This is a genomic window from Rheinheimera texasensis (assembly GCF_964031785.1).
In the GTDB taxonomy this organism is placed as follows: Bacteria; Pseudomonadota; Gammaproteobacteria; order Enterobacterales; family Alteromonadaceae; genus Pararheinheimera; species Pararheinheimera texasensis_A.
In genome coordinates this window covers 751400-777728 of record NZ_CAXIRE010000021.1, presented here as the reverse complement: position 1 = coordinate 777728, position 26329 = coordinate 751400, and the positions used below count along the sequence as shown (strand labels likewise).

25 protein-coding genes are annotated in these 26329 nt (G+C 52.6%); 21 read left to right on the top strand and 4 right to left on the bottom strand.

Features of this window, described 5'->3' with window-relative positions:
• Nucleotides 1-4 precede the first annotated feature (4 nt).
• Together narH and ABNT34_RS15080 are read right to left on the bottom strand one after the other, a co-directional pair.
• Nucleotides 5-1540, bottom strand: coding sequence for a nitrate reductase subunit beta (gene narH / locus ABNT34_RS15085; RefSeq protein WP_348733062.1), 1536 nt, complete (start codon nt 1538-1540; stop codon nt 5-7).
• A 17-nt stretch (nt 1541-1557) separates the two neighbouring features.
• Nucleotides 1558-5298: a nitrate reductase subunit alpha gene (locus ABNT34_RS15080; RefSeq protein ID WP_348733060.1), complete on the bottom strand. Its 3741-nt coding sequence runs from the start codon at nt 5296-5298 to the stop codon at nt 1558-1560.
• A gap of 318 nt (nt 5299-5616) precedes the next feature.
• On the opposite strand from ABNT34_RS15080, the gene ABNT34_RS15075 reads away from it, so the two are divergent.
• The 15 genes from ABNT34_RS15075 (at nt 5617) to ABNT34_RS15005 (ending at nt 16862) form a co-directional block, all read left to right on the top strand.
• On the top strand, nt 5617-7428 hold the full coding sequence (locus ABNT34_RS15075; RefSeq protein WP_348733058.1) for an ATP-binding protein: 1812 nt from the start codon (nt 5617-5619) through the stop codon (nt 7426-7428).
• A gap of 109 nt (nt 7429-7537) precedes the next feature.
• Nucleotides 7538-7849: a hypothetical protein gene (locus ABNT34_RS15070; RefSeq protein WP_348733056.1), complete on the top strand. Its 312-nt coding sequence runs from the start codon at nt 7538-7540 to the stop codon at nt 7847-7849.
• 149 nt (nt 7850-7998) lie between these two features.
• Nucleotides 7999-8451 (top strand): antitoxin Xre/MbcA/ParS toxin-binding domain-containing protein, encoded by a 453-nt coding sequence (locus ABNT34_RS15065; protein ID WP_348733054.1) that lies wholly within the window; start codon nt 7999-8001, stop codon nt 8449-8451.
• On the top strand, nt 8451-8927 hold the full coding sequence (locus ABNT34_RS15060; RefSeq protein WP_348733052.1) for an RES family NAD+ phosphorylase: 477 nt from the start codon (nt 8451-8453) through the stop codon (nt 8925-8927). Before ABNT34_RS15065 ends, ABNT34_RS15060 begins: the two co-directional genes overlap by 1 nt.
• 611 nt (nt 8928-9538) lie before the next feature.
• Nucleotides 9539-9910, top strand: a complete 372-nt coding sequence (locus ABNT34_RS15055) for a DUF4440 domain-containing protein (protein ID WP_348733050.1) — start codon at nt 9539-9541, stop codon at nt 9908-9910.
• Between the two features lie 118 nt (nt 9911-10028).
• Nucleotides 10029-11021: a S41 family peptidase gene (locus ABNT34_RS15050; protein ID WP_348733048.1), complete on the top strand. Its 993-nt coding sequence runs from the start codon at nt 10029-10031 to the stop codon at nt 11019-11021.
• Nucleotides 11022-11165: 144 nt separating this feature from the next.
• Nucleotides 11166-11531, top strand: a complete 366-nt coding sequence (locus ABNT34_RS15045) for a VOC family protein (RefSeq protein WP_348733046.1) — start codon at nt 11166-11168, stop codon at nt 11529-11531.
• 100 nt (nt 11532-11631) lie between these two features.
• A complete protein-coding gene (locus ABNT34_RS15040; protein ID WP_348733044.1) occupies nt 11632-12762 on the top strand; it encodes an alpha/beta hydrolase-fold protein in 1131 nt (376 codons plus the stop codon).
• Between the two features lie 115 nt (nt 12763-12877).
• The gene (locus tag ABNT34_RS15035) at nt 12878-13309 is read left to right on the top strand and encodes an acetyltransferase (RefSeq protein ID WP_348733042.1); all 432 of its coding nucleotides are present in this window, start codon (nt 12878-12880) and stop codon (nt 13307-13309) included.
• 34 nt (nt 13310-13343) lie between these two features.
• Complete coding sequence (locus tag ABNT34_RS15030; RefSeq protein ID WP_348733041.1) at nt 13344-14489, top strand: serine hydrolase domain-containing protein; 1146 nt, start codon at nt 13344-13346, stop codon at nt 14487-14489.
• Nucleotides 14490-14516: 27 nt separating this feature from the next.
• A complete protein-coding gene (locus ABNT34_RS15025; RefSeq protein ID WP_348733039.1) occupies nt 14517-14993 on the top strand; it encodes a hypothetical protein in 477 nt (158 codons plus the stop codon).
• A 44-nt stretch (nt 14994-15037) separates the two neighbouring features.
• Nucleotides 15038-15460, top strand: coding sequence for a GNAT family N-acetyltransferase (locus tag ABNT34_RS15020; protein WP_348733037.1), 423 nt, complete (start codon nt 15038-15040; stop codon nt 15458-15460).
• A gap of 76 nt (nt 15461-15536) precedes the next feature.
• The gene (locus ABNT34_RS15015) at nt 15537-15671 is read left to right on the top strand and encodes a hypothetical protein (RefSeq protein ID WP_348733035.1); all 135 of its coding nucleotides are present in this window, start codon (nt 15537-15539) and stop codon (nt 15669-15671) included.
• A gap of 80 nt (nt 15672-15751) precedes the next feature.
• Nucleotides 15752-16195: a GNAT family N-acetyltransferase gene (locus ABNT34_RS15010; protein ID WP_348733033.1), complete on the top strand. Its 444-nt coding sequence runs from the start codon at nt 15752-15754 to the stop codon at nt 16193-16195.
• A 253-nt stretch (nt 16196-16448) separates the two neighbouring features.
• On the top strand, nt 16449-16862 hold the full coding sequence (locus ABNT34_RS15005; RefSeq protein ID WP_348733031.1) for an SRPBCC family protein: 414 nt from the start codon (nt 16449-16451) through the stop codon (nt 16860-16862).
• A gap of 136 nt (nt 16863-16998) precedes the next feature.
• On the opposite strand, the gene ABNT34_RS15000 is transcribed toward ABNT34_RS15005, so the two are convergent.
• Nucleotides 16999-17874 (bottom strand): sugar phosphate isomerase/epimerase, encoded by an 876-nt coding sequence (locus tag ABNT34_RS15000; RefSeq protein WP_348733029.1) that lies wholly within the window; start codon nt 17872-17874, stop codon nt 16999-17001.
• 37 nt (nt 17875-17911) lie between these two features.
• Nucleotides 17912-18982, bottom strand: a complete 1071-nt coding sequence (locus ABNT34_RS14995) for a LacI family DNA-binding transcriptional regulator (RefSeq protein WP_348733027.1) — start codon at nt 18980-18982, stop codon at nt 17912-17914.
• Between the two features lie 353 nt (nt 18983-19335).
• On the opposite strand from ABNT34_RS14995, the gene ABNT34_RS14990 reads away from it, so the two are divergent.
• The 6 genes from ABNT34_RS14990 to ABNT34_RS14965 all read left to right on the top strand — a co-directional run bounded on the left by ABNT34_RS14990 (nt 19336) and on the right by ABNT34_RS14965 (nt 26276).
• The gene (locus ABNT34_RS14990) at nt 19336-20505 is read left to right on the top strand and encodes a Gfo/Idh/MocA family oxidoreductase (RefSeq protein WP_348733026.1); all 1170 of its coding nucleotides are present in this window, start codon (nt 19336-19338) and stop codon (nt 20503-20505) included.
• 54 nt (nt 20506-20559) lie between these two features.
• Nucleotides 20560-21615 (top strand): sugar phosphate isomerase/epimerase, encoded by a 1056-nt coding sequence (locus tag ABNT34_RS14985; protein ID WP_348733024.1) that lies wholly within the window; start codon nt 20560-20562, stop codon nt 21613-21615.
• Between the two features lie 88 nt (nt 21616-21703).
• Nucleotides 21704-22936 carry a nucleoside permease gene (locus ABNT34_RS14980; RefSeq protein ID WP_348733022.1) on the top strand — a complete coding sequence of 411 codons (1233 nt, stop codon included), beginning with the start codon at nt 21704-21706 and terminating at the stop codon, nt 22934-22936.
• Complete coding sequence (locus ABNT34_RS14975) at nt 22929-23909, top strand: TIM barrel protein (RefSeq protein ID WP_348733020.1); 981 nt, start codon at nt 22929-22931, stop codon at nt 23907-23909. The genes ABNT34_RS14980 and ABNT34_RS14975 overlap by 8 nt, the downstream gene beginning before the upstream one ends.
• Before the next feature lie 71 nt (nt 23910-23980).
• On the top strand, nt 23981-25672 hold the full coding sequence (locus ABNT34_RS14970) for a GMC family oxidoreductase (protein ID WP_348733018.1): 1692 nt from the start codon (nt 23981-23983) through the stop codon (nt 25670-25672).
• Between the two features lies 1 nt (nt 25673).
• Nucleotides 25674-26276 carry a gluconate 2-dehydrogenase subunit 3 family protein gene (locus ABNT34_RS14965; RefSeq protein ID WP_348733016.1) on the top strand — a complete coding sequence of 201 codons (603 nt, stop codon included), beginning with the start codon at nt 25674-25676 and terminating at the stop codon, nt 26274-26276.
• The last annotated feature ends 53 nt before the right edge of the window (nt 26277-26329 follow it).

The window sequence follows — 26329 nt, the reverse complement described above, 5'->3', positions numbered from 1 at the left end:
GTTGTTAATCCTTCAATTCCACCGGAATGACCTGACGCACGCCTTTGGCTTTGCTGCCAAACAGGTTGACGCCGTTATTGCCATCACCACAGCCGTTGCCAAAACTAAAGCCGCAAGAGCTTTTCAGGTCATAGGCATTTTCGGCATAAGCGCGATGGCTGGTTGGAATGACAAACCTGTCTTCGTAGTTGGCAAGCGCCATATACCGATACATTTCTTCCACCTGATGGGCGGTGAGGCCGACCTGCTGCAGTACCGCTAAGTCTTCGACGCCGTCGACTTGCTGCGCGCGTTTAAAGGCGCGCATCGCAATCATCCGTTCCAAAGCCCGCACCACGGGTTTTTCGTCGCCGGCGGTTAATAAATTCGCTAAGTATTTCAGTGGAATACGCAGCGATTTTAAGTCCGGGATCTCGCCATTCATGCCGACATGACCGGCCTGTACCGCGCTTTGAATGGGCGACAGCGGCGGCACATACCAGACCATCGGCAGCGTGCGGTACTCCGGGTGCAGCGGCAGGGCGATTTTCCAGTCCATGGCCATCATGTACACCGGGCTTTGCTGTGCGGCTTTAATCCAGTTATCGCTGATACCTTCGGCGCGGGCGGCGGCGATGACTTTCGGATCGTTTGGATTTAAGAAAATATCCAGCTGCGCCTGATACAGGTCCTGCTCATTGGCAACACTGGCCGCAGCGGCGATTTTGTCAGCGTCATAGAGCAACACACCTAAATAACGGATGCGGCCGACGCAGGTTTCTGAGCAGACAGTCGGCTGACCGGCTTCGATACGCGGGAAGCAGAAAGTACATTTTTCTGACTTACCGGTTTTCCAGTTGTAATAGATTTTTTTGTACGGGCAGGCCGATACACACATGCGCCAGCCGCGGCATTTGTCCTGATCAATCAGTACAATGCCGTCTTCTTCGCGTTTGTACACGGCGCCGCTTGGGCACGCTGCAACACAAGCCGGATTCAGACAGTGCTCACACAGCCGTGGCAAATACATCATGAACGTTTTTTCAAACTGGCCATAAATGTCTTTTTGCACCACGTCGTTGAAGTTCTGGTCTTTTTTACGTTTTTCGAATTCAGTGCCGAGAATTTCTTCCCAGTTTGGTCCCCATTCGATTTTTTCCATGCGCTGACCGCTAATCAGTGAACGCGGCCGCGCCACCGGCTGGTGCTGGCTGTCTTTGGCGGTGTGCAGATGCTGATAATCAAAATCAAAGGGTTCGTAATAGTCGTCAATTTCCGGTAAATCCGGGTTGGCGAAAATATTCGCCAGCACCCGGCGTTTGCCGCCAATTTTGAGTTCCAGCTCGCCGCTTTGGTTTTTGGTCCAGCCGCCGTGCCATTTTTGCTGGTTTTCCCATTCTTTCGGAAAACCGATGCCGGGTTTGGTTTCAACGTTGTTAAACCAGGCATATTCGACGCCTTCGCGCGAGGTCCAGACGTTTTTACAAGTGATAGAGCAGGTGTGGCAACCGATACATTTGTCGAGGTTTAACACCATGCCAATTTGGGCTCTGACTTTCATAAATTGCTACTCCAAGCTTATTTGGTGTCTAACCAGTCGACGTTGCTCATCTTGCGCACGATGACGAATTCGTCGCGGTTACAGCCGACGGTGCCGTAATAGTTAAAGCCGTAGGCCTGCTGGGCATAACCGCCGATCATGTGCGTTGGTTTCATCACAGCGCGGGTCACCGAGTTGTGAATTCCGCCGCGGGTGCCGGTGGTTTCAGCGCCCGGCACGTTCACGATGCGTTCCTGAGCGTGGTACATCATGCTCATGCCTTCCGGCACGCGTTGCGACACCACGGCACGGGCAGCAATAGCGCCGTTGACGTTAAAAATTTCAATCCAGTCGTTGTCTTCGATGCCGGCCGCTTTGGCGTCCAGCTCACTGAGCCAGACAATAGGGCCGCCGCGCGACAAGGTCAGCATCAGCAGGTTGTCAGAATAGGTACTGTGGATACCCCATTTTTGGTGTGGCGTGATCCAGTTCAGGACGATTTCTTTGTTGCCATTGGGTTTTTTATGCAGCACCGGCGCCACGGTTTTTAAGTTGATCGGTGGCTTGTAGGCACATTGCTGCTCACCAAAATCGCGCATCCATTCGTGATCCTGATAAAACTGCTGGCGGCCGGTGATGGTGCGCCACGGAATCAGCTCGTGCACGTTGGTGTAGCCGGCGTTGTAGGACACATGCTCGTCTTCCAGACCTGACCAGGTGGGCGAGGAGATGATCTTGCGCGGCTGCGCGACGATATCGCGCCAGCGGATTTTCTCGTCTTCTTTATTGAGCGCGAGATGGCGGTGATCACGGCCGGTAATTTTCGATAAAGCCGCCCAGGCTTTGACGGCAACCTGACCATTGGTTTCCGGCGCCAGACTTAAAATCACTTCGCAGGCGTCAATGGCACTGTCAATCCGCGCCAGGCCTTTGTTGACACCTTCAGCGGTATGAGTGCGGTTCAGCTCTTTGAGGAAATGCACCTCGTTTTTGGTATCCCAGCTGATGCCTTTACCGCCGTTGCCGGCTTTTTCCAGCAATGGCCCCAATGAGGTAAAACGCTGATAAGTATTGGGATAATCACGTTCAACCACATTCAGGTGCGGCATAGTTAAACCCGGAATGGCGTCACATTCACCTTTCCACCAGGCTTTGACGCCATAAGGCTGGGCCAGTTCGGCCGGGGTGTCGTGGTGCATCGGTGTGGTGACCAAATCGGTTTCAACGCCTAAATGGCCAGGGCAGAGGCGGGAGAATTCTTTGGCGATGCCTTTAAAAATTTCCCAGTCGCTGCGTGCTTCCCAAACCGGGTCGATGGCGGCGGATAACGGATGAATAAACGGATGCATGTCCGAAGTATTCATATCGTCTTTTTCATACCAGGTGGCGGTTGGCAATACGATGTCGGAATAGAGACAAGTGGTCGACATACGGAAATCTAACGTCACCCACAAATCGACTTTGCCTTCAGCGGCGTTGTCAGTCCACTCAACGTCTTCAGGTTTTTTGCCGCCAAATCCGCCTAAGTCTTTCCCAAGCAAACCATGTTTGGTGCCGAGTAAATGCCGCAGCATATATTCATGGCCTTTACCGCTCGAACCCAGCAGGTTGGAGCGCCAGATAAACATATTACGCGGGAAGTTTTGAGGATTTTCCGGCTCCTGACAGGCGAATTTCAGGCTGCCGTTTTTCAGCTCGTTCACCACATAGTCTTTGACATCGAGGCCTGCCGCTTTGGCTTTGCTGGTCAAATGCAGTGGGTTGGTGCCAAGTTGCGGCGCGGACGGTAACCAGCCCATGCGTTCGGCGCGACTGTTAAAGTCGATGATAGAACCGGTCCATTTTTCTTTGTTAGCCAGCGGCGATACGACTTCGGCCATTTCGAGTTTTTCATACCGCCATTGGCTGGCATGGTTATAGAAAAACGAAGTGCCGTTCATATGGCGTGGTGGTTTTTGCCAGTCAAGCGCAAAGGCCAGCGGGGCCCAGCCGGTTTGCGGCCGCAGTTTTTCCTGGCCGACATAATGCGCCCAGCCGCCGCCGCTTTGACCGATACAGCCGCACATCATCAGCATATTGATGAGGCCACGGTAGTTCATGTCCATGTGATACCAGTGGTTCAGTGCTGCCCCGACTATGACCATAGAGCGGCCACGGGTTTTGTCGGCGTTGCGGGCAAACTCACGGGCAACGCGAATAAGCGCTTCTGGCTCCACGCCGGTAATGGCTTGTTGCCAGGCCGGGGTATAAGGCACGTTGTCGGCATAAGACTGCGCACGATTCGGGTCGGTGAGACCAAAAGCGGCGCCGTTATCGACGCCATAATGCGCCAGCGTCAGGTCATAGACAGTGGCGACTAAGGCTTCAGTGCCATCTTTGAGCTGAACTTTACGCACCGGAATACGGCGGATTTGCACTTCGTCATGTTCAGTGTGCTGGAAGTATTTGTACTCGTGCGGCGCGCCGCCAAAATACGGGAAGGCGACTTCAGCGATGCTGTCATGCGCGTCAATTAAAGACAGTTTCAGCTCGATATCGCCGTCTTTGTCTTTTTGCTCCAGATTCCATTTACCCACCTGATTGGTGTTCTGGCCCCAGCGATAACCGATAGCACCGTTCGGGCTGGTCAGGCTGCCATCTTGTTTCACGCCGATGGTTTTCCAGTCCGGGTTATTGGCTTCGCCGAGGTTGTCGACCAGATCAGCGGCGCGCAGGAAGCGGCCTTGGGTCAGCTTGCCGTCGTGTTCTTCCAGCAGGACTAACATCGGCATATCGGTGTAACGCCGCACATAGTCAGTGAAATAGCTGCTTGGGCTGTCGACGTGGAATTCTTTTAAGATGACATGGCCAAAGGCCATCGCGAGCGCAGCATCTGTGCCTTGTTTTGGCGCAAGCCAGGTGTCACCAAATTTGGAGGCTTCGGAATAATCCGAGGTGATGACACAGGTTTTAGTGCCTTTATAACGTACTTCGGATAAAAAATGCGCGTCTGGTGTGCGCGTTTGTGGCACGTTCGAGCCCCAGACAATGATGTAGTTCGAGTTGTACCAGTCGGCCGATTCCGGTACGTCAGTCTGTTCGCCCCAGACTTGCGGCGACGACGGTGGTAAATCGCAGTACCAGTCATAAAAACTTAAGCAGTTGCCGCCAATTAATGACAAATAACGCGCGCCGGCAGCGTAAGACACCATCGACATCGCCGGAATTGGCGAGAAGCCGGTGACGCGGTCCGGGCCATATTGTTTGGTGGTGTAGATATTGGCGGCGGCGATGAGTTCATTGACTTCATCCCAGCTGGCGCGGATAAAACCGCCTAAACCACGGCGTTCTTTGTAGCTTTTGGCTTTGACCGGGTCGGAGACAATCGACTGCCAGGCTAACACCGGGTCCTGATGCAGCGCTTTGGCTTCGCGCCACAGTTTCATCAGATGCTGGCGCACTTTCGGGTATTTTAGCCGGTTGGCGCTGTAGATATACCATGAATAACTGGCGCCGCGAGGGCAGCCGCGGGGTTCATGGTTTGGTAAATCTGGTCTGGTGCGCGGATAGTCGGTTTGCTGGGTTTCCCAGGTGACCAGACCGTCTTTGACATAAATTTTCCAGCTACAGGACCCTGTGCAGTTGACGCCGTGGGTGGAACGGACAATCTTGTCATGTTGCCAGCGCTGCCGGTAACCCTGTTCCCAGGTTCTGTCCTGATTGGTGGTGATGCCATGCCCTTCGGCGAAGGGCGTGCTGCGCGTTTTAAAAAAACGCAGTTTGTCGAGCAAGTGACTCATTATATTACTCCTGCTTGCCAATCCGGTGCGGTGTGAGGCACCAGACTGCGATGCTGAACTTGCCAGTAGTCTGGATTGCGCATGGCGAATCATGATTGATTTGGCGCCAGCAATCCACGGAGCAAGAACGGGTACAACAGCCGGCATCTACCTCTTTGTGGGTAGTAGGGTTGTTCGTTATCTTTATGATTTATATTGATATTGTTTGTGTCTGTTACCGGCAGGCCCTATAGCTCATTGAGAGGCGGCGCAAAAGGAGTAGCTCCTGAAACTGCCGGTGGAAACAGGTATGATGGGGCAACAGCAGCAGGAGCCGGCATGTCGAAATCAAAACCACTGTTAACGCATCAGGCGTCTATTGTCAGCCGTATTGGTATTGCACTTGGCATCATCGTCACGCTGGCGCTTGGCACTATGATTATTTCGTATTGGCTGTCGGAGCGCGCCGACAGCGATGCCTTAGCGATTAATGTCGCCGGCTCTCTCAGGATGCAGACCTATAAAGTGGTGCTGCTCAGTGAGCAGCCAGGTTCAGGCGACTTTGCCGCTGCGCAGGAAAAATTAACCCAAAGCTGGCAGCACCCGGTGTTCAGTCATATGAAAACCGCCGATCCGGAGCTTAATCTGCAATTTGTGAAAGCCCGGCAAAACTGGCTGCAGCTGGCACAGAATTTACCTTTGCTGACACCCACAGAGCGGTTTGCCCAGGCGCAGCGTCAGGTCAACGACATCGAAGTGCTGGTCAGCACTATTCAGCGCGACGCCGAGCGCAAGGTGCGATTGCTGCGCATCGTGCAGATTTTTGCGCTGTTTACCACAGTGTTTCTGGCCGCAGTGGTGCTGCACTGGCTGCGCAACCGGGTCGAGCAGCCGCTCAGTGAATTAACCCGCGCCGCGCATCGCATCGGTCAGGGCGATTTCACCTGCCGGGTGGAACCGCAGGAACAGGACGAACTCGGCGTGTTAGCACAGACGCTGAATAAAATGTCTGATGCCATCGCCTCGATGTACGGCACTTTACAAAAACGTGTGGATGCCCAGACCCATGCGCTGCAAATCTCCAATACCAAACTGCAATTTTTATACGACATGGTGCGCGACTTAACGGTGGAAACTGTCGACCGTACCCGGCTCGACACCATAGTGCAGCAATTACAACAGGTGGTGGCGGTGCAGGATATCGAGCTGTGTTTGTTGACCGAGCAGGGCAGCCGGCCTTATTTGCAAATTTTGCCGGACGCCAGTCATCAGGAATGCGGCAGAGACAGCTGTGGTGACTGCACCAGCGCCAGCGAAACCGGTCAGCTGGATAACAGCGGCTGGGTTTACCGTTTTCAGGTGCAGCGGGAAAGCCAGCATCACGGCGTACTGGTGGTGCGCACCCATGCCACTGACAAACTCAATGACTGGCAGCTGCAGCTGTTTCGCAGTGTCGCCGGGCATATCGCGATTGCGCTCAGCCTGAAGCAAGAGCAGGACCAAAGCCGGCGGCTGGTGCTGATGCAGGAACGCACGGTGATTGCCCGCGAGTTACACGACTCGCTGGCGCAGGCACTGTCTTACTTAAAAATTCAGGTCACCCGGCTTAATAAGGCGATAGAACTGAATAAACCTGAGTTATTGCAGGACATTACGGCTGAACTGAAACAGGGGCTGGACAATGCCTACCGCCAGCTGCGCGAACTCTTGACCACTTTCCGGCTGAAAGTCGACGGCGGTGGTATTGAAGTGGCGTTGCAGCAGGCGGTGGTGGTGCTGGCCGAGCAGTCGGGTATGCGCTTTCGGCTCGATTATCAGCTGGCGAATATTCCGTTGTCGCCACAGGAAGAGATCCACCTGCTGCAAATCGTGCGCGAAGCCAGTCAGAACGCCGTGCATCACAGCAGAGGCTCTGAAGTGCTGGTGCGGCTGACGCAGCTTGACGACAAATGGGTTGAGCTGTGCGTCGAGGACAATGGCGTCGGCATTGCGGATAAAGCCGAAAAGCTTAATCACTATGGCCTCGCCATCATGCAGGAGCGCAGCCGGCAGCTGCAGGGCGAGCTGAGGGTCGAGCGGCGTGATGTCGGCGGCACCGGTGTGTATTTCCGCTTTTATCCGGAATATCTGGCGCAAAAAGTACCTGCTTAACCCTGCCGCACTACCTCTTTTGCCGGATAGTGCTTGTGGCGGTTTTCACTGATGATCCTGTTGCCGCCATATACAGAGACTGTGGCGGGCCAGACAGGAGCAAAGCCAGATGAAACCAGATCGGGCCACGGCAATGCGGCAAATCATCGCGCAGGTCAAAACCGAGTTTCCGCTGTATGAACCGGCCACTTTTATCTGTGGCGCCAATACAGATTGTGCCGGTTGTCCGAAAAAGCTGCTGGAGATGGTCGACGGCGAGATCAGCTATTGGGAGAGTGCGCTGAAACGCGGCGTGCTGCCAAAGTTTGATGAGATCCGCCGCTTCGGCAAAATGTGTCTCGGTGTACGCCGCGCACTGGCGCGCAATGGCCTGTTACGCCCGGCGGCTGATCAGCAAAGTGGCGTGCGGCAGCCCGGCTAAGCGACAGACTGCATGGGGTCCACACCGTTACCGCATATCTAACGCACACCTGACGGGCAGATATTGTAAGGCGCAGCTGATTCATCAATTTGATTTGATGGTCTTCTCGTTTTGATGTATCGTCAAAAGGTGCAAACCGGAGATAAATCATGGCCGTGACCTATCAGACCAAACCTTGCCAAACCTTGCCCGTCAAAACTGTCTCTGACGCCTGTGCAGTTTCTGCCACAGTCTTTGCAAATAAACGCAGCTATTTACAACTGGTCCGCGACGGCGTGTCCGGCGACAAAGTAAAAACCCTGCTGCAGTGGTTACCCGAATTAAAACCGGTATTAGTGGTGGCCTTGTCCATCAGCGCTGCCAATATCAGCCGGCTGTATAAAGGCACTTTACCCAGCCATCAGGCCGAGCCGGTGCTGGATATGCTGCAACTGATTTGCCGCGCCGAAAATCTGTTTGGCCCCGACATGGCGCGCCAATGGCTGAACAGCCCGATGCCGGCCCTATCCGGCGACAAACCCATCGCATTATTCGACAGTTTTGTTGGTCGGAATATGGTGGCAGATGTACTGCAAGCCATTGAATTTGGTGAATTCAGCTGATGCAGCTGTATCGCATCTGCCCGGAAGCTTTCCTGGAGAATTTCAGCGGCGAAGGCGCCAGTTTTAAAAGCGGCGGCCGCTGGAATCAACCGGGCCAGCGTGTGTTGTATTTTGCCAGTTCTGCCGCAGTAGCGATGCTGGAAGTCGCCAACTATCTGCCATCCCCGCGTTTTATCCCTAAAAGCTACCGGCTCGGCCAATACCAGCTGCCGGACGCGTTGATTGAACCTTTCAGCGGTATTTTGCCCGCCGACTGGGACATCTTCCCTTATCCCGCCTGCACCCAACAACTCGGCAGCGACTGGCTGCACAGCCAGCGAAAAGTCGCACTGGAACTGCCCAGTGTCACAGTCCCGCCCGGCCTTGGCAGCATCCTGCTATTCAACGCCAGCCACCCGGAAGCCAGCCAACTGCGCCTCGAACAAGTGTTTCACGATATCTACAACCCACGGTTATTTGCCGGCATGGGGATGTGATTCTGCGGGAATTGCTGCGGTCAAAATACGGTCTACGCAGTTTTCTGGCGCAAGCTCTTTAGTAGACAAATGTAAATAAAAAGTAATTTTTCAGAAAGGTGCACCATTCCTGCTTTCAGCTTTTCACAAAACTTTGTCTGACGGCAAAGGGTTGAGATCTGTATCTTTTTTAGGTAGTGTTAACGGATGTTAAAAAATTTCAAATGCACGACGCAGGCGTAAAAGCAGGCGTTTTGCCGTTGAGTAATATGTTATGTGTGGTCTACATGAATTACCCAAGCAAAAATGATGTAAAAAAAGTCAGAATCTTATTCCGAGTGTTGTCAGCATTTCTCTTATTGTGCGGTCTTCTGGCTGGTGTCAACGTAATGCTTGCTGTAGTAATGGATCCGCTTGAGCCAGCCATTTTATCCAATGTCGCGGTCGTGGGGATTATGTTGCATGTATCAGGAAGCGTTGCATGTACAGGGTATGCTCCAAGGTATTTGTTGTTTGCCCATGGTTCAAAGTACAACACATAACACGGCGCGGCACTTTGCGACCTGCCGCCGCTGCGACGCTCGCCAAGGTTTGCGCGCGTACGCTAAACGTTTGGGCATTTCGGAGCTTCAATGGAAGATTTGAAGCAAATATTAATCGGGTTGGAGGAGCGTCTTTTCCAGCCTGATGTTCGAAGTTCTTCAAGTGAGCTCGCTCAGCTAATCTCTGATGATTTTATTGAAATTGGTGCTTCAGGTTTGCGATTTGGCAAGGCAAATGTATTGGAGCGTTTACCAACTGAGATTGCACCTGAAATAACTGCAACTAATTATGAGTTACGAATGTTTAGCCTGGACTGTGCTCAGTTGTTATACAAAGCGAAGATGTCAAAAATTGATCATCCATCGCCATTTTATTCGCATAGGTGTTCAATCTGGCGTCGGAGTGCGAGCGGTCAGTGGCAAATGATTTACCATCAAGGGACAACATGCGCTCCGTTCTAGTTTTATTCCCTTAACAATCGCCACCAAAACGCTACTACGTGGCTCGAGTCGCAACAAGTTGCTCGCGTTTGTAGCGGGCGTTATATGCCGGAGTCAGGCATCACCTATTGAGGTCAGAATGAGAATAATTTGTCTAGTTTTATCTGTCTGGATCGCTCCCATCGTAAGCGCTGAAGCGCATAAAAGTGACCAGTTGGTAAATCTTATTCAAGAAAAAATAACCAATAATTATGTGATGGGAGATAAAGTTCCTGACATCATTAATTCTCTATCCAGTGTACAGATCAAAGCTGAGTTCAGTGGCTCTGATGATCCAGCTAAAATTGCTGAAATATTGAGCTCAGCTCTACAGCGACATGATAAACACTTTGCTGTGAGGTGGAGTGATCCTGCTTCTAAAACTGAAAAGGTTGTTTACGAAGGGTGGTTCTCACAACTTGATAGAAAAAACTCGGGTTTTCAACGAGTTGAAATTTTGGATGGAAATGTTGGTTACATTGATTTTTGGGGTTTTGATAACGTTAACGATAAATCAAAATCCAGAGCTCAATCAGCTATGCAGTTTGTTTCAGAAACAGATGCGCTGATCTTTGATCTAAGAAATAACGGTGGCGGCAGTGCTGATATGGTTCGCCTGATTAGTAGTTTTTTACTGAAAGGTCGCGTACACCTCAATTCTATTTACTGGAAAGAAAGTGATTCTACTACGGAATTCTGGACGTATTCAGACATAGAAAATAGTTCCCAATCTAAAGTTCCTGTTTATATTTTGACCAGCAAAGATACATTCTCTGCAGCGGAAGAATTTGCATATAATTTAAAAGCACTTAAACGCGCAACTATCATTGGGGAGACAACCAAAGGTGGTGCAAATCCGTGGAAGTTTTTTGAGCTCATTGATAACTATCAGATAGCGATACCAATAGCAAAAGCCGTTAATCCTATAACCAATACAAATTGGGAAGGTACTGGCGTTCAACCCGATATTTTAGCTAGCAAAGATTCCGCTTTCAGTGTTGCATATAAATTAGCATTAGAAAATCTACAGAGTTCGGAAGTTCCTCCAGAGCAGTTGAAAGAAATTAAGAAGGCCCTTCAGAGCTTGAAATGAAGTTAGTACCGGGGTTCGCATATACAATGTGCTGCATGCTGACGTCCAGCCTTGTGCGCTTTATGCGCGGTCGCTTTGCTTCAATTTAAAGCGCCCAGAGTTAGTCGCGGCTTAGTGCGGCGTTATCAGTAAAACAGAGATCAAATGACCAGACACGAAAAATTAAATTATGTTGAGTTCCCGGCAGCTGACCTGCAGTCGACAAAATCATTCTTTGCAAAGGCTTTTGGCTGGTCGTTTACCGACTACGGTCCTGAATACACAGCATTTTCCGGGCAGGGACTGGACGGGGGATTCTTTCAGGCCGATTTGAATGCAAGGACAGCCAATGGTTCGGCGTTATTGGTTTTCTATAGCGATAACCTCGAGAGCACACTTTTAAAAGTGACCGACGCCGGGGGCACAGTGATCAAACCGATATTCAGCTTCCCGGGAGGCCGTCGTTTTCATTTTACAGAGCCAAGCGGGAATGAGTTTGCAGTCTGGTCCGAAGCAGGCGTATCACAATAAGCTCTACTTCTGCTCACCGAGGTTGGCCCTCAGCTTTATCGCGAGTGCTGTAATCACCTCACATAAAAATATGGAAAATTCATAAGTTTAGGGAAGAGAAATGCGAAAAATACTGTACGGAGTCATCCTGCTGTTACTCTGCAGCCCTTGCTGTAGTTGGGCTGCTGCCGATCTTTTGGAAGTGCGCGCAGTCAGCATAAAAAGCGCTGTGCTGGCGGAAACACGTGAGCTGGTAGTGTATCTGCCTGCGGGTTATCAGCAGAGCAATGAGCGTTATCCGGTGTTATATCTGACCGATGGCGACATTCAGGGCCCGCATACTGCTGGCACCATCGATTATCTGGCAAAATTTGAACAGTTGCCGCCGATGATTGTGGTTGGCATTGTGAACCGGCAACACCGGGAACGGGATCTGACGCTGACCCCTAAAGACCAGCAAAAGCCAAACCAACCGCAAAACGCCGACCGCTTCTTAGCTTTTGTTGAAAACGAAGTGATCCCTTATGTGAAACAGAATTACCGGACGCTGGACTATCAGGTCCTGTCCGGAACGTCCCACGGCGGCCAGTTTGCCATCAATGCGCTGGTGAAACGCCCAGGTTTGTTTAACGCCATCATCGCGATTAGCCCGTCGTTATATTGGGATAAAAATCAGTTGCTTGGGTTAACTGAGCAGGCGCTGAAACAGCAGCGTCTGCAAGGGCGTTTGTTTATATCCATCGCCAATGAAGAACCGACGATGACTGAGCCGTATCAACAATTTGTTGATTTACTGGCCCGTTCTCCATCTGACAAGTTAGTCGTCGCATCCCAGACTTTTAGCGATGAAACCCACAACACCACAGTGTTACAAGGGCAATATGCTGCTTTAAAGCACGTGTTTTCCGGCTGGGCTATCCCGGAAGGGCAGCCGCAGAATTTGGCCGATTTGCAGGCAAAATTTGCCAGTCGCTCGAAACTGCTTAAAACAGACCTGATGATCCCGGAAGATAAAGCCAATGGTTACGGCCAGTGGCTGCAGTACCTGGGCCGGCAACAGGATTCGCTGGTTTTACTGCAGTGGAACCGGACAAATTATCCGCAATCGTTTAATGCGCATACCGCGCTCATCAACGCTTATCTGCATTTTAAAATGGCTGGGGAGGCCAAAGCCGCACAAAAAGATGCGCTGAAATCTCTCAAGGGGATAAGCGCCGAACAAAAAGCCCAGCTTGAAGCTTTGGTTATTTAGTACGTGTTGGAGTAGCCAAACTCAGGCAAATGCCGGGACACAGTAGCCTGAGGCTTTTGACCGCCACCAGCTGTTGGGCTGTGTGACCGGCGTTAGAGATTAAACAGGAACGATAATGAACATTGAGAGCGTAGAAAAAGCTGAACACCTCAAGCTGATAGAGATCTGGGAAGCATCCGTCAGAGCGACCCATGACTTTTTAGCTGAAGCTGATCTACAAGAGTTAAAGCCGTTGATTCTGCAACAGTATTTTGATGCCGTTGATTTACGGTGCGTTAAAAACGAAAACGGTGAAATACAGGGATTTTGTGGCGTGCACGACGGTAATATCGAGATGTTGTTTATCGCACCGGATGCACGCGGCAATGGGATTGGCGCCATGTTGGTGGCGCATGCGATCAAAGCGCAAGGCGCATTGAAGGTCGATGTAAACGAGCAGAATCAGCAGGCGCTGGGTTTTTATCAGCATCTTGGCTTTAAAGTGACTGGCCGCTCACCGGTCGATGGCCAGGGTAAACCTTATCCGCTGTTGCATCTGGCACTGTAGGAATTTAACAAGGCGGACAAGGACAGTTTCAGTGATGACCAAAGTTTGTTTATTGCTGGCGTTATGCAGCACTTTTATGGTTTCGGCCGCGCCGGATGATGCGACGTCTTATATCCAGCAGATTGAATCGGCGCAAAAAGCGGGAAGTGGTGAGTTTGACAAACTCAGCCTGCCCGTATTGATGCAGCAGCTGCATGTGCCTGGGCTCAGCATTGCAGTGGTGAAAGATTTTAAGGTGCACTGGGCCAAAGCATACGGCGTTGCCGATGCTGCCAGCGGCCGCTTAGTGGATAGCCAGACCCGTTTTCAGGCGGCGTCTATTTCAAAGCCGGTGACGGCGATGGCGGCGATGCGGATGGTTGAAGCCGGACAGCTGGCGCTGGACAAGGACATCAATACATTCCTCAGCTCATGGCAAGTGCCGGCGTCTGAATTTAACCGGCAGCAGAGTGTGACCGCCCGCAGTTTATTCAGCCATACCTCCGGTGCCGATGACGGTTTTGGTTTTCCCGGTTATGCACCACAGGCACCTTTGCCAACAGTGCTGCAAATTCTGCACGGTCAGGCGCCGTCTAATGTGGGCAAAGTGTTGTTCGCGCGGCCACCTTATACCGAATACAAATACTCCGGCGGCGGCACTTTAATTATGCAGCAGGCGATGATGGACCTGTGCCGTTGCGCCTTCGCGCCGCTGATGCAAAGCACTGTGCTGACACCGCTGAAGATGTCCGACAGTAGCTTTGAAGCGATGTCCGCTGAGCTGACCGCCGCTTTGGCACATGACGAACAAGGCAAACGGATGGGTGCGCCATGGCATGTTTACCCGGAACTCGCTGCCGCGGCGCTTTGGACCACGCCGACCGATTTGGCCAGATTTGTTATCGAAATACAGACAGCGCTGCGTGATACCAAAGGCCAGTTGCTGAGCCGTCAGTCCGCCAGTGAGATGACCACGCCGGTGCGGGTTGGGCCTTATGCGGTGGGCTTAAAAATCGAGCAGCGCGGCCAGGAAAAGTTTTTTTCGCATAGCGGGGGAAACTGGGGCTACCGGGCCTGGATGACAGGGCATATCAGCAAAGGCTATGGCATGATTATCATGACCAACGGCGATAACGGTATGGCATTGATGAATCAGGTGGCGGACCGCATCAGCCATGCCTATGGCTGGGATGCCGAATAATTTTTAGTTCATTATAAGGAAATAAATATGCGTATTGTTTTAGCAAGTCTGGTATTCATTTTGGCCGGTTGCAGTTCTACAACCCAGCTGTCTGGCAGTACCCCTGCGGCGCCCAATGCCAACACCATTGCCAACACCATGGACATAATCAAAAGGGCTGCTGAGTCCGCGCCTCAGGGAGTGCCGGGCGAATATTTGTTAACTATCCAGGCCACCGGCACAAAAGATGCGAAGGTGTATCTCAATACTGAACTTGATTATCGGGATCAGCGCAATGTGACTGTGGCGATACATCCGGCCGTGGTCGCGCAATTGCAGGCAAAATACGGCGTTGGGCCCGAAGCGTTTTTTACCGGTAAAAAAATTACGGTCAAAGGCAGCGCGCAGCGGGTGCGGGTCGATTTTATCAGTGCAAACCGACGGCAGTCGGGCAAATACTATTATCAGACGCACATCCCGGTGTTAAACATCGCGCAAATCGAGATTGTGAATGAGCAGGCCTGATGCCTTACCGACTGGCGCTTTGACCAAGGCAGGGAGTTCTATTGATGCACATCGCTATTGCTGAAACTGATCAGGATATTGCCGACTGTTTCCCGGTGATGTCGCAGCTGCGCCCACAGCTGGAACGGGATAACTTTGTGGCACAGGTCCGTGCACTGATGTGTGAGCACGGCTATCGGTTGGTGTCTCTAAAAGACCCGCAAATCAAGTCCGTGATGGGGATCCGAATTGGCGCCTGGTTGCATCGTGGCAAGTATGTCGAAATTGAAGAGCTGGTGACCTGCCAGGACCAGCGTTCTCAAGGCTATGGTGTGCAAATGCTGAACTGGGCAAAAGCGTACGCCAAAGCAAATGGCTGTAGTCAGGTCCGGTTGGTTTCTGGCGTCGCCAGGGAACGGGCGCACCAGTTTTATCAGCAGCATGGCATGACATTCGAAGCAAAGTATTTTTCCATCGATATTGATTAAAACCTGCTGGCATCAGTATGCCTGACAGGTTTTTTTAGCATCTGGAAATATCAATTCATCAGCAAGGAGATATCGCATGACGGAAGCAACTTTTATCGCGCTGGGCGCTGCAGCTATTGGGCTTTTGGTGTTTGTCTTTTGTATTTTTGTCGCGGTCAAGGCGAAAAAGCGGCAGGCCAGCAAAGCTGCGCAGCCGGACACGCCAAAATAGCAAACAGCAAACAGCAAACAGCAGAGCAGCAAACCCCAAAGCATTAAGCGGCCAGTGTCAGCGCAAAGGAGCTTTATCTGATGCAAAACCTGAGTTTTATCGCCTATACAGCCAAAGACAAAGCGGCTTGCCTGCAGTTGTTTGACCGCAACTGTCCGGCGTTTTTTGCGCCGAATGAACGCGATGATTATGCCGCGTTTTTGGATGCAGCACCGCCTGGCTATGAACTTTGTTGTAAAGGGCAGGTTGTGGTCGGTGCTTTTGGCCTGATCTGCCGCGACGGGCTGCACGGCGCGCTCAACTGGATCCTGCTAAGCCCGGAATTACAAGGGCTTGGTGTGGGTCGGGCCATCATGCAGCGGGTGATGCTGTTGGCACAGGCGCAACAAATCAGCCAAATCAGTATTGCCGCCAGTCATTTGTCGGCGCCATTTTTTGCCAAATTTGGCGCGAAGACGGTGGCAGTGACGACAGATGGCTGGGGCACAAACATGCATCGGGTCGATATGGTATTGCCGTTGTAACAGGCGCCGGCCTTAGCGGCGCTACCGGGTAAGTTACTAAAAAACAAAGTTCAAAGGTATTGCGGCTAGCCCTGGGGCTTGCGCAATATTTTGTATCGATGGGCAGCCGCCAGCATGTATCTGCCTGAGTACGCCGAATAGATCTGAGAAAATATTTTTTCATCAGTTGTCGATTTGGACAAAACCGTTTCGACCAGAAGGAAGGACCTTCATGCAGGTCTGTTGATTTGAACTGATAAGCAATGGAGTGGTGATGAAAATTTCAATTGAAACAATAATAAACGCGCCTTTGGAGCTGGTGTGGCAATGCTTTGTCACGCCACAGGATATTATGTGCTGGAACTTTGCCATCGATGAATGGTGTTGCCCGAAGGCTGAGCTGGAGCTGGTCGTGGGCGGGACTTTTAATTACCGGATGGAAGCGAAAGATGGTTCTTTTGGTTTTGATTTCGCCGGTACCTTTGTTGCTATCAAGCCTTATCAGGCGCTGAGTTACCAGCTCGGTGACGGCCGTCAGGTGGATATCGAATTTATCAACACGCCCGAAGGAGTCAAAGTCACAGAATCCTTTGATGCCGAAGATGAAAATTCTGCAGAAATGCAGCGGCAGGGTTGGCTCGGCATTTTGCAGAATTTCCGGCGCCATGTGGAAAATAAACCTGACTGAGCAAGGCGGATAAATTAAACCATTTCGTTTCGAGTCGGTTTTTTTGCTGGCGATGAGCCCCGGCAGTGCAGGCCGGGGCTCATCGATATTTAAACAACCGAGGTGTTTTGCTGAGGACGCGGCTCCCAAAAGCAGCTTAGCCCTTCAGCACCTGCGACAGCGCCTGATAGCCCTGACGAATGGTGGTGATGCGGTTGGCTGAGTTGTCGTGTTCGACAAACTGATGACGAATGCCGGCTTGCTCTGCTTTGGCGAAAATCGCTTTAAAATCAATAGTACCTGTACCTACATCGACCATAGCGCCGTCTTTGGCCATGTCTTTGACATGCACCAGCGGGAACCGGCCCGGATTTGCTGCAAAGAGTTTTAACGGGTCGACGCCAGCTTTGACGGACCAGAATAAATCCAGCTCCATTTTGACTAAATCTTTGTCGGTCTCACCGAGCAGGACATCATAAGGCAGGCCGCCTTTGACTGGTGTCAGCTCAAAATCATGGTTGTGATAAGCCAGCTGCAGGCCGGCGTCTTTAATCGGTTTGGCAAAACCGTTCAGTTCCGCCGCCAGCTTCTTATAGCTGTCGACTGAATCTCCGCGCTGCTCCTCTGACAACCAGGGCAGCACAATGTAGTGATGGCCGATGACTTTGGCATCCTGTATCACCTGCGGCAGCGCACTTCTGAGCACTTCAAGCGGCACATGCACTGAAGGCGCAGCAAGGCCGTTGGCATCAAGTAGTTTGCGGATATCTTTGGCGCTGTGGCCAAAATAACCGGCGAATTCGACATCGCCATAACCCACACCAGCCACCAGCTTCAGCGTGTCAGCAACACTTTTTTCCATCATGTCGCGCAAGGTATAAAGCTGCAGACCGGCTTTTTTGGCGGAATTGCCTGAGTCAGCAGCCAGTGCCTGAAGCGGATTGCCGAGCAGGGCAACAGCGGCGAGGCCGGCACTGCTTTGCTGCAGGAATTGGCGGCGGCCCGGTGAGGGCAGTTTTTCGGTCTTAAACATGATGAAGCTCCCTGTTGTGGTTCAAATATCGGTTTAGCTAAGTTTTATCGGGCTGGTCTTTTTGCTGCAGATCGGGCTGTCGTTGATGCACCCCCGGCGCAGGCCCGGTACTGGCGCGGATCACCAGATCAAAAGGCAAAATGACTTTGGGCGCTTTGCTGAGTTTGCCTTCCAGCACATCAATCAGCAGGCGTACCGCCGTGCGGCCAAACTCTTCCGCCGGCTGGGCGATAGTGGTCAGCGGCGGATCGGCAAAAGCGGCAAAAGAAATATCGTCAAAACCAGCGACGGAGATATCCGCCGGCACACGCAGGCCTTGTTGTTTAATGCGTTGCATGGCGCCAATCGCCATTTCGTCGTTTTCACAGAAAATCGCCGTCGGCGGATTCGGCAGCGCCAGTAAATCGGCGGCGGCGTCAAAACCGGATTGCAGCGAGAAATTCCCCGGCGACAGCAACTCAGCAGCAAAAGGTACACCGGCTGCTTGCAGTGCATCACGATAACCGGCGACGCGGTCACGGGTCAGCGGGCTTCTGGCCGGGCCTTTAATCATCGCGATGCGGCGGTGGCCAAGCGCTAACAGATGTTCGGTCATGGCGCAGGCAGCGGCGCGGTTATCCAGCACCACTGTTGGGCAGGGGGCTTTGTCCAGCACTTCACAGGCATTGACCATCGGCAGCAGCGCCGGGCTGTCGTCGCCAGCGTCCTGCTGTTGCAGCGCATCAAAGGGGTTGTGCGCGCGCAGCTGAATCAGGCCATCCGCTTGTGAGGTTTGCACCATGCGGGCATAAGCCGCTTCCATCTCGTCATCACCGAGCGTGTTCCCCAGCAGCAGCGCATATTGGTTGTCATGCGCGGCTTCCTGCATACCGCTGATGACACGGGCGAAAAACACGTTGGCGACGGTCGGCACCAGCACGACTAAATTATGCGTCTTGCCGGAGCGAAAACGCACCGCCATCAAATTGGGTTTGTAACCGGCCGCTTTGACCGCGGCCAGCACTTTATTACGGGTTTTCAGCGACACCAAATCGGGTTGCTGCAAAGTCCGGGACACTGTTGCCACGGACACTTCGGCCAGGCGGGCCACTTCGCGGATATTGGACATAAGTGTACTTGTTGTTGGATCCAAACCGGCATTCTACTCAGTTGCAGGACCGGGAATGCAATAGCTTTTAATGTAACCGGTATCATTTATAAGCTATCTTGGCCGCACAGGGAAGGGCTGTTTCGGCAAAATTTGGCATTAAATTAGTGCAAAAGCTCGTTTTTGGTGCGCAGATTAAATTAGGTTTGCGCAAAAATGCCGCAAATATTTTGCTTTTGGCCGGATTTTAGGTTGACGTGGCAAAATGTAATCCGTTACATTTTTTAAAGCGGGCTTGTGCCAGGTGTGCCGAAAAGTACCGGATGCCAGGGCCCGGTGCTGATTTCCGTTTAAAGCTGATGCAGGATAACCAGATGACCCAATCCGTTCGCCCCCGTTCACAGAAAATTCGTTTAGGCATGCTCGGTGGCGGCGAAGGCGCTTTTATCGGCGCCGTGCATCGTCACGCCGCGGCGTTGGATGGGCAGACTGAACTGGTTTGCGGTGCCTTCAGCCGCGACGCCGGCAATAATCAGCGTACCGGCCAAAGCCTGGATATCGCGTCTGAACGTTTATACACCAGCTGGCAGCAGATGCTGGACGGTGAAGCGGCATTGCCGGAACACGAACGTATGCAGCTGCTGGTGATTGTCACACCGAACCAGCTACATGTGCCGGTCAGCCGCGCCGCCATCGCTGCAGGTTTTCATGTGTTTTGTGAAAAGCCGGCCGGCGTCAGCTTAGCAGAAACGCAGTTGCTTGCAGCCGAGCTGGCGCAAAGCGACCGCTTGTATGGCCTGGCGCACACTTATCTCGGTTATCCAATGGTATGGCAGGCCAAGCAGCTGGTGGCGGACGGCGTGCTGGGCACTTTGCGCAAAATTTATGTCGAATATCCGCAAGGCTGGCTGACTGACAATTTAGAAGCCAGCGCGCAGAAACAAGCAAGCTGGCGCACAGATCCGGCGCAGGCCGGCAACAGCGGCTGTATGGCCGATATCGGCACTCACGCCTTTGGCCTCGCCGAATTTATCAGCGGCCAGCGCATCAACCAGCTTTGTGCTGAACTCACCAGCCATGTGCCGGGCCGTCGGCTTGATGATGACGGTGCGGCGTTATTTAAAACTAACGGTGGTGCCAGTGGGGTACTCATTGCCAGTCAAATCTGTGCCGGCGAAGAAAACGCACTGAAAATTCGCCTCTATGGCGACAAAGGCGGGCTGGAATGGCAGCAGATGGCGCCGAACAGCATCATAGTGCGGCCACACGGCGCACCTTTTTATGTGCTGCGCGCCGGGGCCGGTCAGGCGGGTTTAGGTGCAGAAGCACTGAAACGTTGCCGGTTGCCGGCAGGGCACCCCGAAGGTTATTTAGAAGCGATGGCGAATCTGTACCGTGATTTTGCTCAGGCTATTCGCGCCGGCGAACGCGGCACGCCAACGGGTGTGCCTGGCATTAGCGCCGGCTTACGCGGCATGGCTTTTATCGACACTGTCAGCACGGTGAGCAGCGAAAAATGGCAGGCCGTGCCGGATGTCGGCTAACGAAAAGGTGGCTGACGCCGTGCATTTGACGAATTTTGGTTTGAAGGACACACAATGAACAGTATTCAAGGCCCGGCGATTTTCCTGGCGCAGTTTATGGGCGACAGCGCGCCTTTTAACAACCTCATCACGATGGCGAAATGGGCGGCCGATTTAGGCTACAAAGGCATTCAGGTGCCGACCAATGACCCGGCGCTGTTTGATTTGGAAAAGGCTGCAAACAGCCAGGCCTATTGCGATGAGATCAAAGCGCAATGCGCGGCGGTCGGCATCAGCATCACTGAGCTCTCAACTCATTTGCAGGGCCAGTTAGTCGCTGTGCATCCGGCTTATGATGAGCTGTTTGATAACTTTGCGCCGGCGTATTTACGCGGCAATCCCAAGGCGCGCACCGAATGGTCGATTGCACAGCTCAAGCTCGCTGCCAAAGCCAGCCAGAATTTAGGTTTGAAGGCGCACGCAACGTTTTCCGGTGCTTTATTGTGGCATCTGGTGTACCCCTGGCCACAGCGGCCGGCCGGTTTAGTGGAGCAAGGTTTTGCCGAATTAGCCGCTCGCTGGTTACCGATTTTGGACGCCTTTGACGCCGCAGGTGTGGATGTCTGTTATGAAATTCACCCTGGTGAAGATTTACACGACGGCGCCAGTTTTGAACGTTTCCTCAAAGCGACGAACTTCCACCCGCGCGCCAATATCCTGTTTGATCCCAGCCATTTTGTGCTGCAGCAACTGGATTATCTGGCCTTTATCGATCGCTACTATGACCGCATCAAAATGTTCCATGTCAAAGACGCCGAGTTTCGGCCAGACGGCCGTGCCGGTGTTTATGGCGGTTATCAGGATTGGGTCGACAGACCGGGGCGGTTTCGTTCATTAGGCGACGGTCAGGTCGATTTTAAAAGTATTTTCAGTAAGTTAACTCAGTACGGTTATCGCGGTTGGGCGGTGCTGGAGTGGGAATGTTGCTTAAAAGATTCAGCACAGGGCGCCAAAGAGGGCGCACCATTTATCGCCGCGCATCTGATTGAACGCGCCGGCCGCGCCTTTGACGATTTTGCTGGTGGCAGTTCGGATGCGGTCCGTAACAGACGGATTTTAGGCCTCGAATAGCGGTTTGTAACAGAGGTTTGTAAGAGCGGGTATCGAAACACAACAAGTAGAACAGAGAACACAACAACAAAAAATCACGGGGATGACGATGAGTACAATAAAAATACGCCTCAGTACGATGATGTTTCTGCAGTTTTTTATCTGGGGGGGCTGGTTTGTCACGCTAGGCACTTTTTTAAGCCAGAACCTTGGTGCTGACGGTCCGCAAACCGGTATGGCGTTCTCGACCCAAAGCTGGGGCGCCATTATCGCGCCGTTTTTTATTGGTCTTATCGCCGACCGGTTTTTTAACGCTGAACGCATTTTGGCGGTGCTACATCTGATTGGCGCGGTACTGATGTATCTGATGGCACAGGCGACTGATTTCGCTGCGTTTTATCCGTTAGTGCTCGGCTACATGCTGGCTTATATGCCGACGTTGGCGCTGGTCAACTCGGTATCATTCGGTCAGATGCAACAGCCGGAGCGTGAGTTTGGTCAAATCCGCGTCTGGGGCACTATCGGCTGGATAGCGGCGGGCCTTGTCATCAGCTACCTGTTTGGCTGGGATGCGGCAGATGCGATTGCCGCCGGTGCGCTGCAAAACACTTTCCTGATGTGTGCGGTGGCGTCTTTAGCGCTCGGTCTGTACAGCTTTACCTTACCAGCCACGCCGCCGGCGGCGCGCGGCAGTCAGGTTAAGATTGGAGAGTTACTGGGGCTGGACGCACTGAAACTGTTAAAAGACCGCAACTTTGCGCTGTTTTTTGTCTCCTCCATTCTGATTTGTATTCCACTGGCGTTTTATTACCAGAATGCCAACCCGTTCCTGACTGCTGTTGGCGTTGAAAATGCCACTGGCAAAATGACGCTGGGCCAGGTGTCCGAAGTCGCTTTTATGCTGGCACTGCCGCTGTTTTTAAACCGCTTTGGTATTCGCTGGACGCTGATTTTAGGCATGGCGGCCTGGGTGCTGCGTTATGTGCTGTTCGCTTATGGCGATGCCGGCAGCGGTGTAGCTTTATTGCTGGTCGGTATTGCACTGCACGGCATTTGTTATGACTTCTTTTTTGTTTCGGGCCAGATTTATACCAATAGCAAAGCCGGTGCGGCCTATAAAAGCGCGGCGCAAGGCCTGATTACACTGGCCACTTACGGCGTCGGTATGCTGATTGGCTTTAGTGTGGCGGGGCAAGTGACCCAGGCCTATACCACGGCTGCCGGCGCGGACTGGACCCAGATCTGGTTATTCCCGGCCGGTTTTGCCGCAGTAGTGCTGGTGCTGTTTGCGCTGATTTTCAAAAACGAGACTTTAGCAGCTCAGGATGGCCGTCATGACTAAACACTTTGAATCTCGTGATGTTGCGTCTACTGATGTTGAGTCTACTGGCGCGTCACGCCGCAACATGCTGAAACAGCTGGCGGCTGGCAGTGTGGCGCTGGGCGTCGCTGGGCCGTCTTTGTTACTGAGTGGCTGTGCAGCAAATGCTCAGCAAACGCCGGCTACAGATGATGTTGCAGCAAATAACGCAGTAGCGCCGCTGAAAGGCCGGGTGCGGCATTCAGTTGCCAGCTGGACTTATGGCCATCTGTCGATTGAAGAGCTGTGTCAGCTGGTCAAATCCTTAGGTTTTGGCGCTATTGATTTGGTCGGGCCCAAAGACTGGCCGACGTTAAAAAAGCACGGCATCGATTGCTCTATGTGTAATGGCGCTGAAATTAATCTGGTCGATGGTTGGTGTAACCCACAATTTCACCCTGAGCTTATCAAACGTTATTTGGCCCATATCGATTTAGTTGCGGACGCCGGTTACACCAACCTGATTTGTTTTTCCGGCAATGCCCGTGGCATGGACCGCGAAACTGCACTGAATCATGCGGTGATTGGCTTGTCGCAAATTCTGCCGCAGGCAGAAAAACGTGGTGTGGTGCTGCAGATGGAGCTGTTTAACAGCAAAGTCGACCACCCGGATTATCTGGCCGATAACTCACGCTTTGGCATCGAGCTTTGCAAGCGACTGAAATCAAATAATTTTAAGCTGCTGTATGACATCTACCATATGCAAATTATGGAAGGCGACATTATCCGCAGCATACAGGACAACCATCAGTATTTTGGCCATTACCACACCGCCGGGGTGCCGGGACGCCATGAAATTGATGACACGCAGGAGCTGTATTACCCGGCGATCGCCAAGGCGATAGTCGCAACCGGGTTTAAGGGGTATCTGGCGCAGGAATTTATTCCGACGCCAGCGACGCCACAAGGCAAGGTGCAGTCGCTGGCGGATGCTGTCCGAATTTGTGACGTGTAACCAGATACAGCTTTAACAACCGACCCGAGGCGCCGGCAGAGCGCTCACACAACAGATCACAGGTAAAACAGATGACAACTGCGCAAAATCATTACGACGCCATCGTCGTCGGCTCCGGCATCAGCGGCGGCTGGGCGGCGAAAGAGCTGACCGAAAAAGGTTTAAAAGTGTTGCTGCTGGAGCGCGGCCGCAACATCGAACATATCAAAGACTACACCAATGCGATGAAAGAGGCCTGGGACTATCCGCATCGTGACCGGCCGACCGAACAGATGAAGCAGGATTATCCGGTGTTAAAGCGCGATTATCCGCTCAATGAAAGTACTTTCGGCATGTGGGCCAATGAAAAAGACTCGCCTTATACCGAGAAAAAACGCTTTGACTGGTATCGCGGTTATCACATGGGCGGCCGCTCTTTGTTATGGGGCCGGCAAAGTTATCGCTTAAACGAGCGCGATTTTACCGCGAACCTCGAAGAAGGCGTGGCGGTGGACTGGCCAATTCGGTATGCCGATTTAGCGCCCTGGTACGATTATGTCGAACGTTTTGCTGGTATTTCCGGCAACCGCGATGGCCTGGATGTGTTACCGGACGGACAGTATTTGCCGGCATTTGAACTCAATATCGTCGAAAAAGACGTGGCGGCGCGGATCAAAAAAGCCTTTGGTGGCAGCCGTCAGCTGATTTGTGGCCGCACGGCGAACATCACGCAGCCTAAACCTGAACAAAACCGTGTTAACTGCCAATACCGCGCCAAATGTTGGTTGGGTTGTCCGTTTGGTGCTTATTTCAGTACTCAGTCCTCAACGTTGCCAGTGGCGATGAAAACCGGCAATTTGACGGTGCGGCCTTATTCGATCGTCACCAAAGTGCTGTACGACAAAGACAAAAAACGCGCCCGTGGCGTCGAAGTGCTGGACAGTGAAACCAACCAAACCGTTGAATTCACCAGCAAAATCATTTTCTTAAATGCGTCAGCTTTTAACTCCACCTGGATTTTAATGAATTCAGCCACAGACGTGTGGGAAGGCGGTTTAGGCTCGAGCAGCAATGCACTTGGCCGCAACGTGATGGACCACCACTTGGGCGTTGGCGCTTACGGCGAAGTCGAAGGTTACCTCGACAAATATCATTTTGGTCGCCGGCCGACCGGTTTTTACGTGCCAAGGTTTCGCAACTGGGGCGGTGATAAACGCGATTATTTACGCGGTTTTGGTTATCAGGGCGCAGCAAGTCGCGAAAACTGGCGTCGTGATGTCGCAGAGCTCTCGATTGGCGCTGACTTAAAAGCAGCGTTGACGGAGCCTGGCCACTGGACCATCGGCATGGGCGGTTTTGGCGAAATGCTGCCACACCATGACAACCGGATTTTCCTCGACCCGAAAGTCAAAGACAAATGGGGCCTGCCGGTGCTGGCGATGGACGTCGAGATGAAAGCCAACGAACTGCGCATGCGTAAAGACATGATGCAGGATGCGGTCGAGTTTTTCGAAGCGGCCGGCGTGAAAAACGTGCATGGCTATAACGGCGATTACGCGCCGGGTATGGGCATTCACGAAATGGGCACAGCACGAATGGGGCGCGACCCGAAAACCTCGGTACTCAACGCCAATAATCAGGTGTGGGATGCACCCAATGTCTTTGTCACCGATGGCGCTTGCATGACATCAGCGTCGTGCGTCAACCCGTCGCTGACTTATATGGCGCTGACCGCGCGTGCCGCCAATTTCGCCGTCGAAGCACTGAAAAAAGGGGAACTCTGAGATGGAAAGACGTGACCTGTTAAAAATGATCGCGGCGGCCACCGGCCTGGCTTTTGTTGGCGGCGAAGCCTGGGCTTCGGGCCACAAAACCACAGCGGCTAGCAAAGCTTTATTTGGCGCCGGCGACATTATGCTGCTGGATGAAATTGCCGAAACCATTTTACCGCGCACCGACACGCCGGGTGCAAAAGATGCCGGATCTGGCGCGCAGATGGCCGTGATGGTGCAGGATTGTTATGACGCCAAACAACAAGCACTGTTTGTTGCCGGGCTTGCGGCGCTGCAGGCAAGCTGCAAACAAAAATATCAGCGCGATTTTTTGCAGCTGACCGCTGCCGAGCGCACCGCTTTGCTGACGCAACTCGACAAAGACGCCAGTGCCCGTAATGCCGCTATCGCCAGCAATGACAGCACCAATGTGTCAAACCGCAAAGGCGATGCCAGCATCGAACCACACTATTTTACGCTACTGAAACAGCTGAGTATTTTTGTGTTTTTCACCTCCAAAACGGGCGCCACTGAAGTGCTGCGGTATGTCGCAGTGCCGGGGCGCTATGATGGTGCTTTGCCGTATAAAAAAGGCGATAAAGCCTGGGCGACCTGATGGCCGGCCTTGGTTTTTATAGCCTGGGTTTTAAAGCAACAGACGGCGCTGCT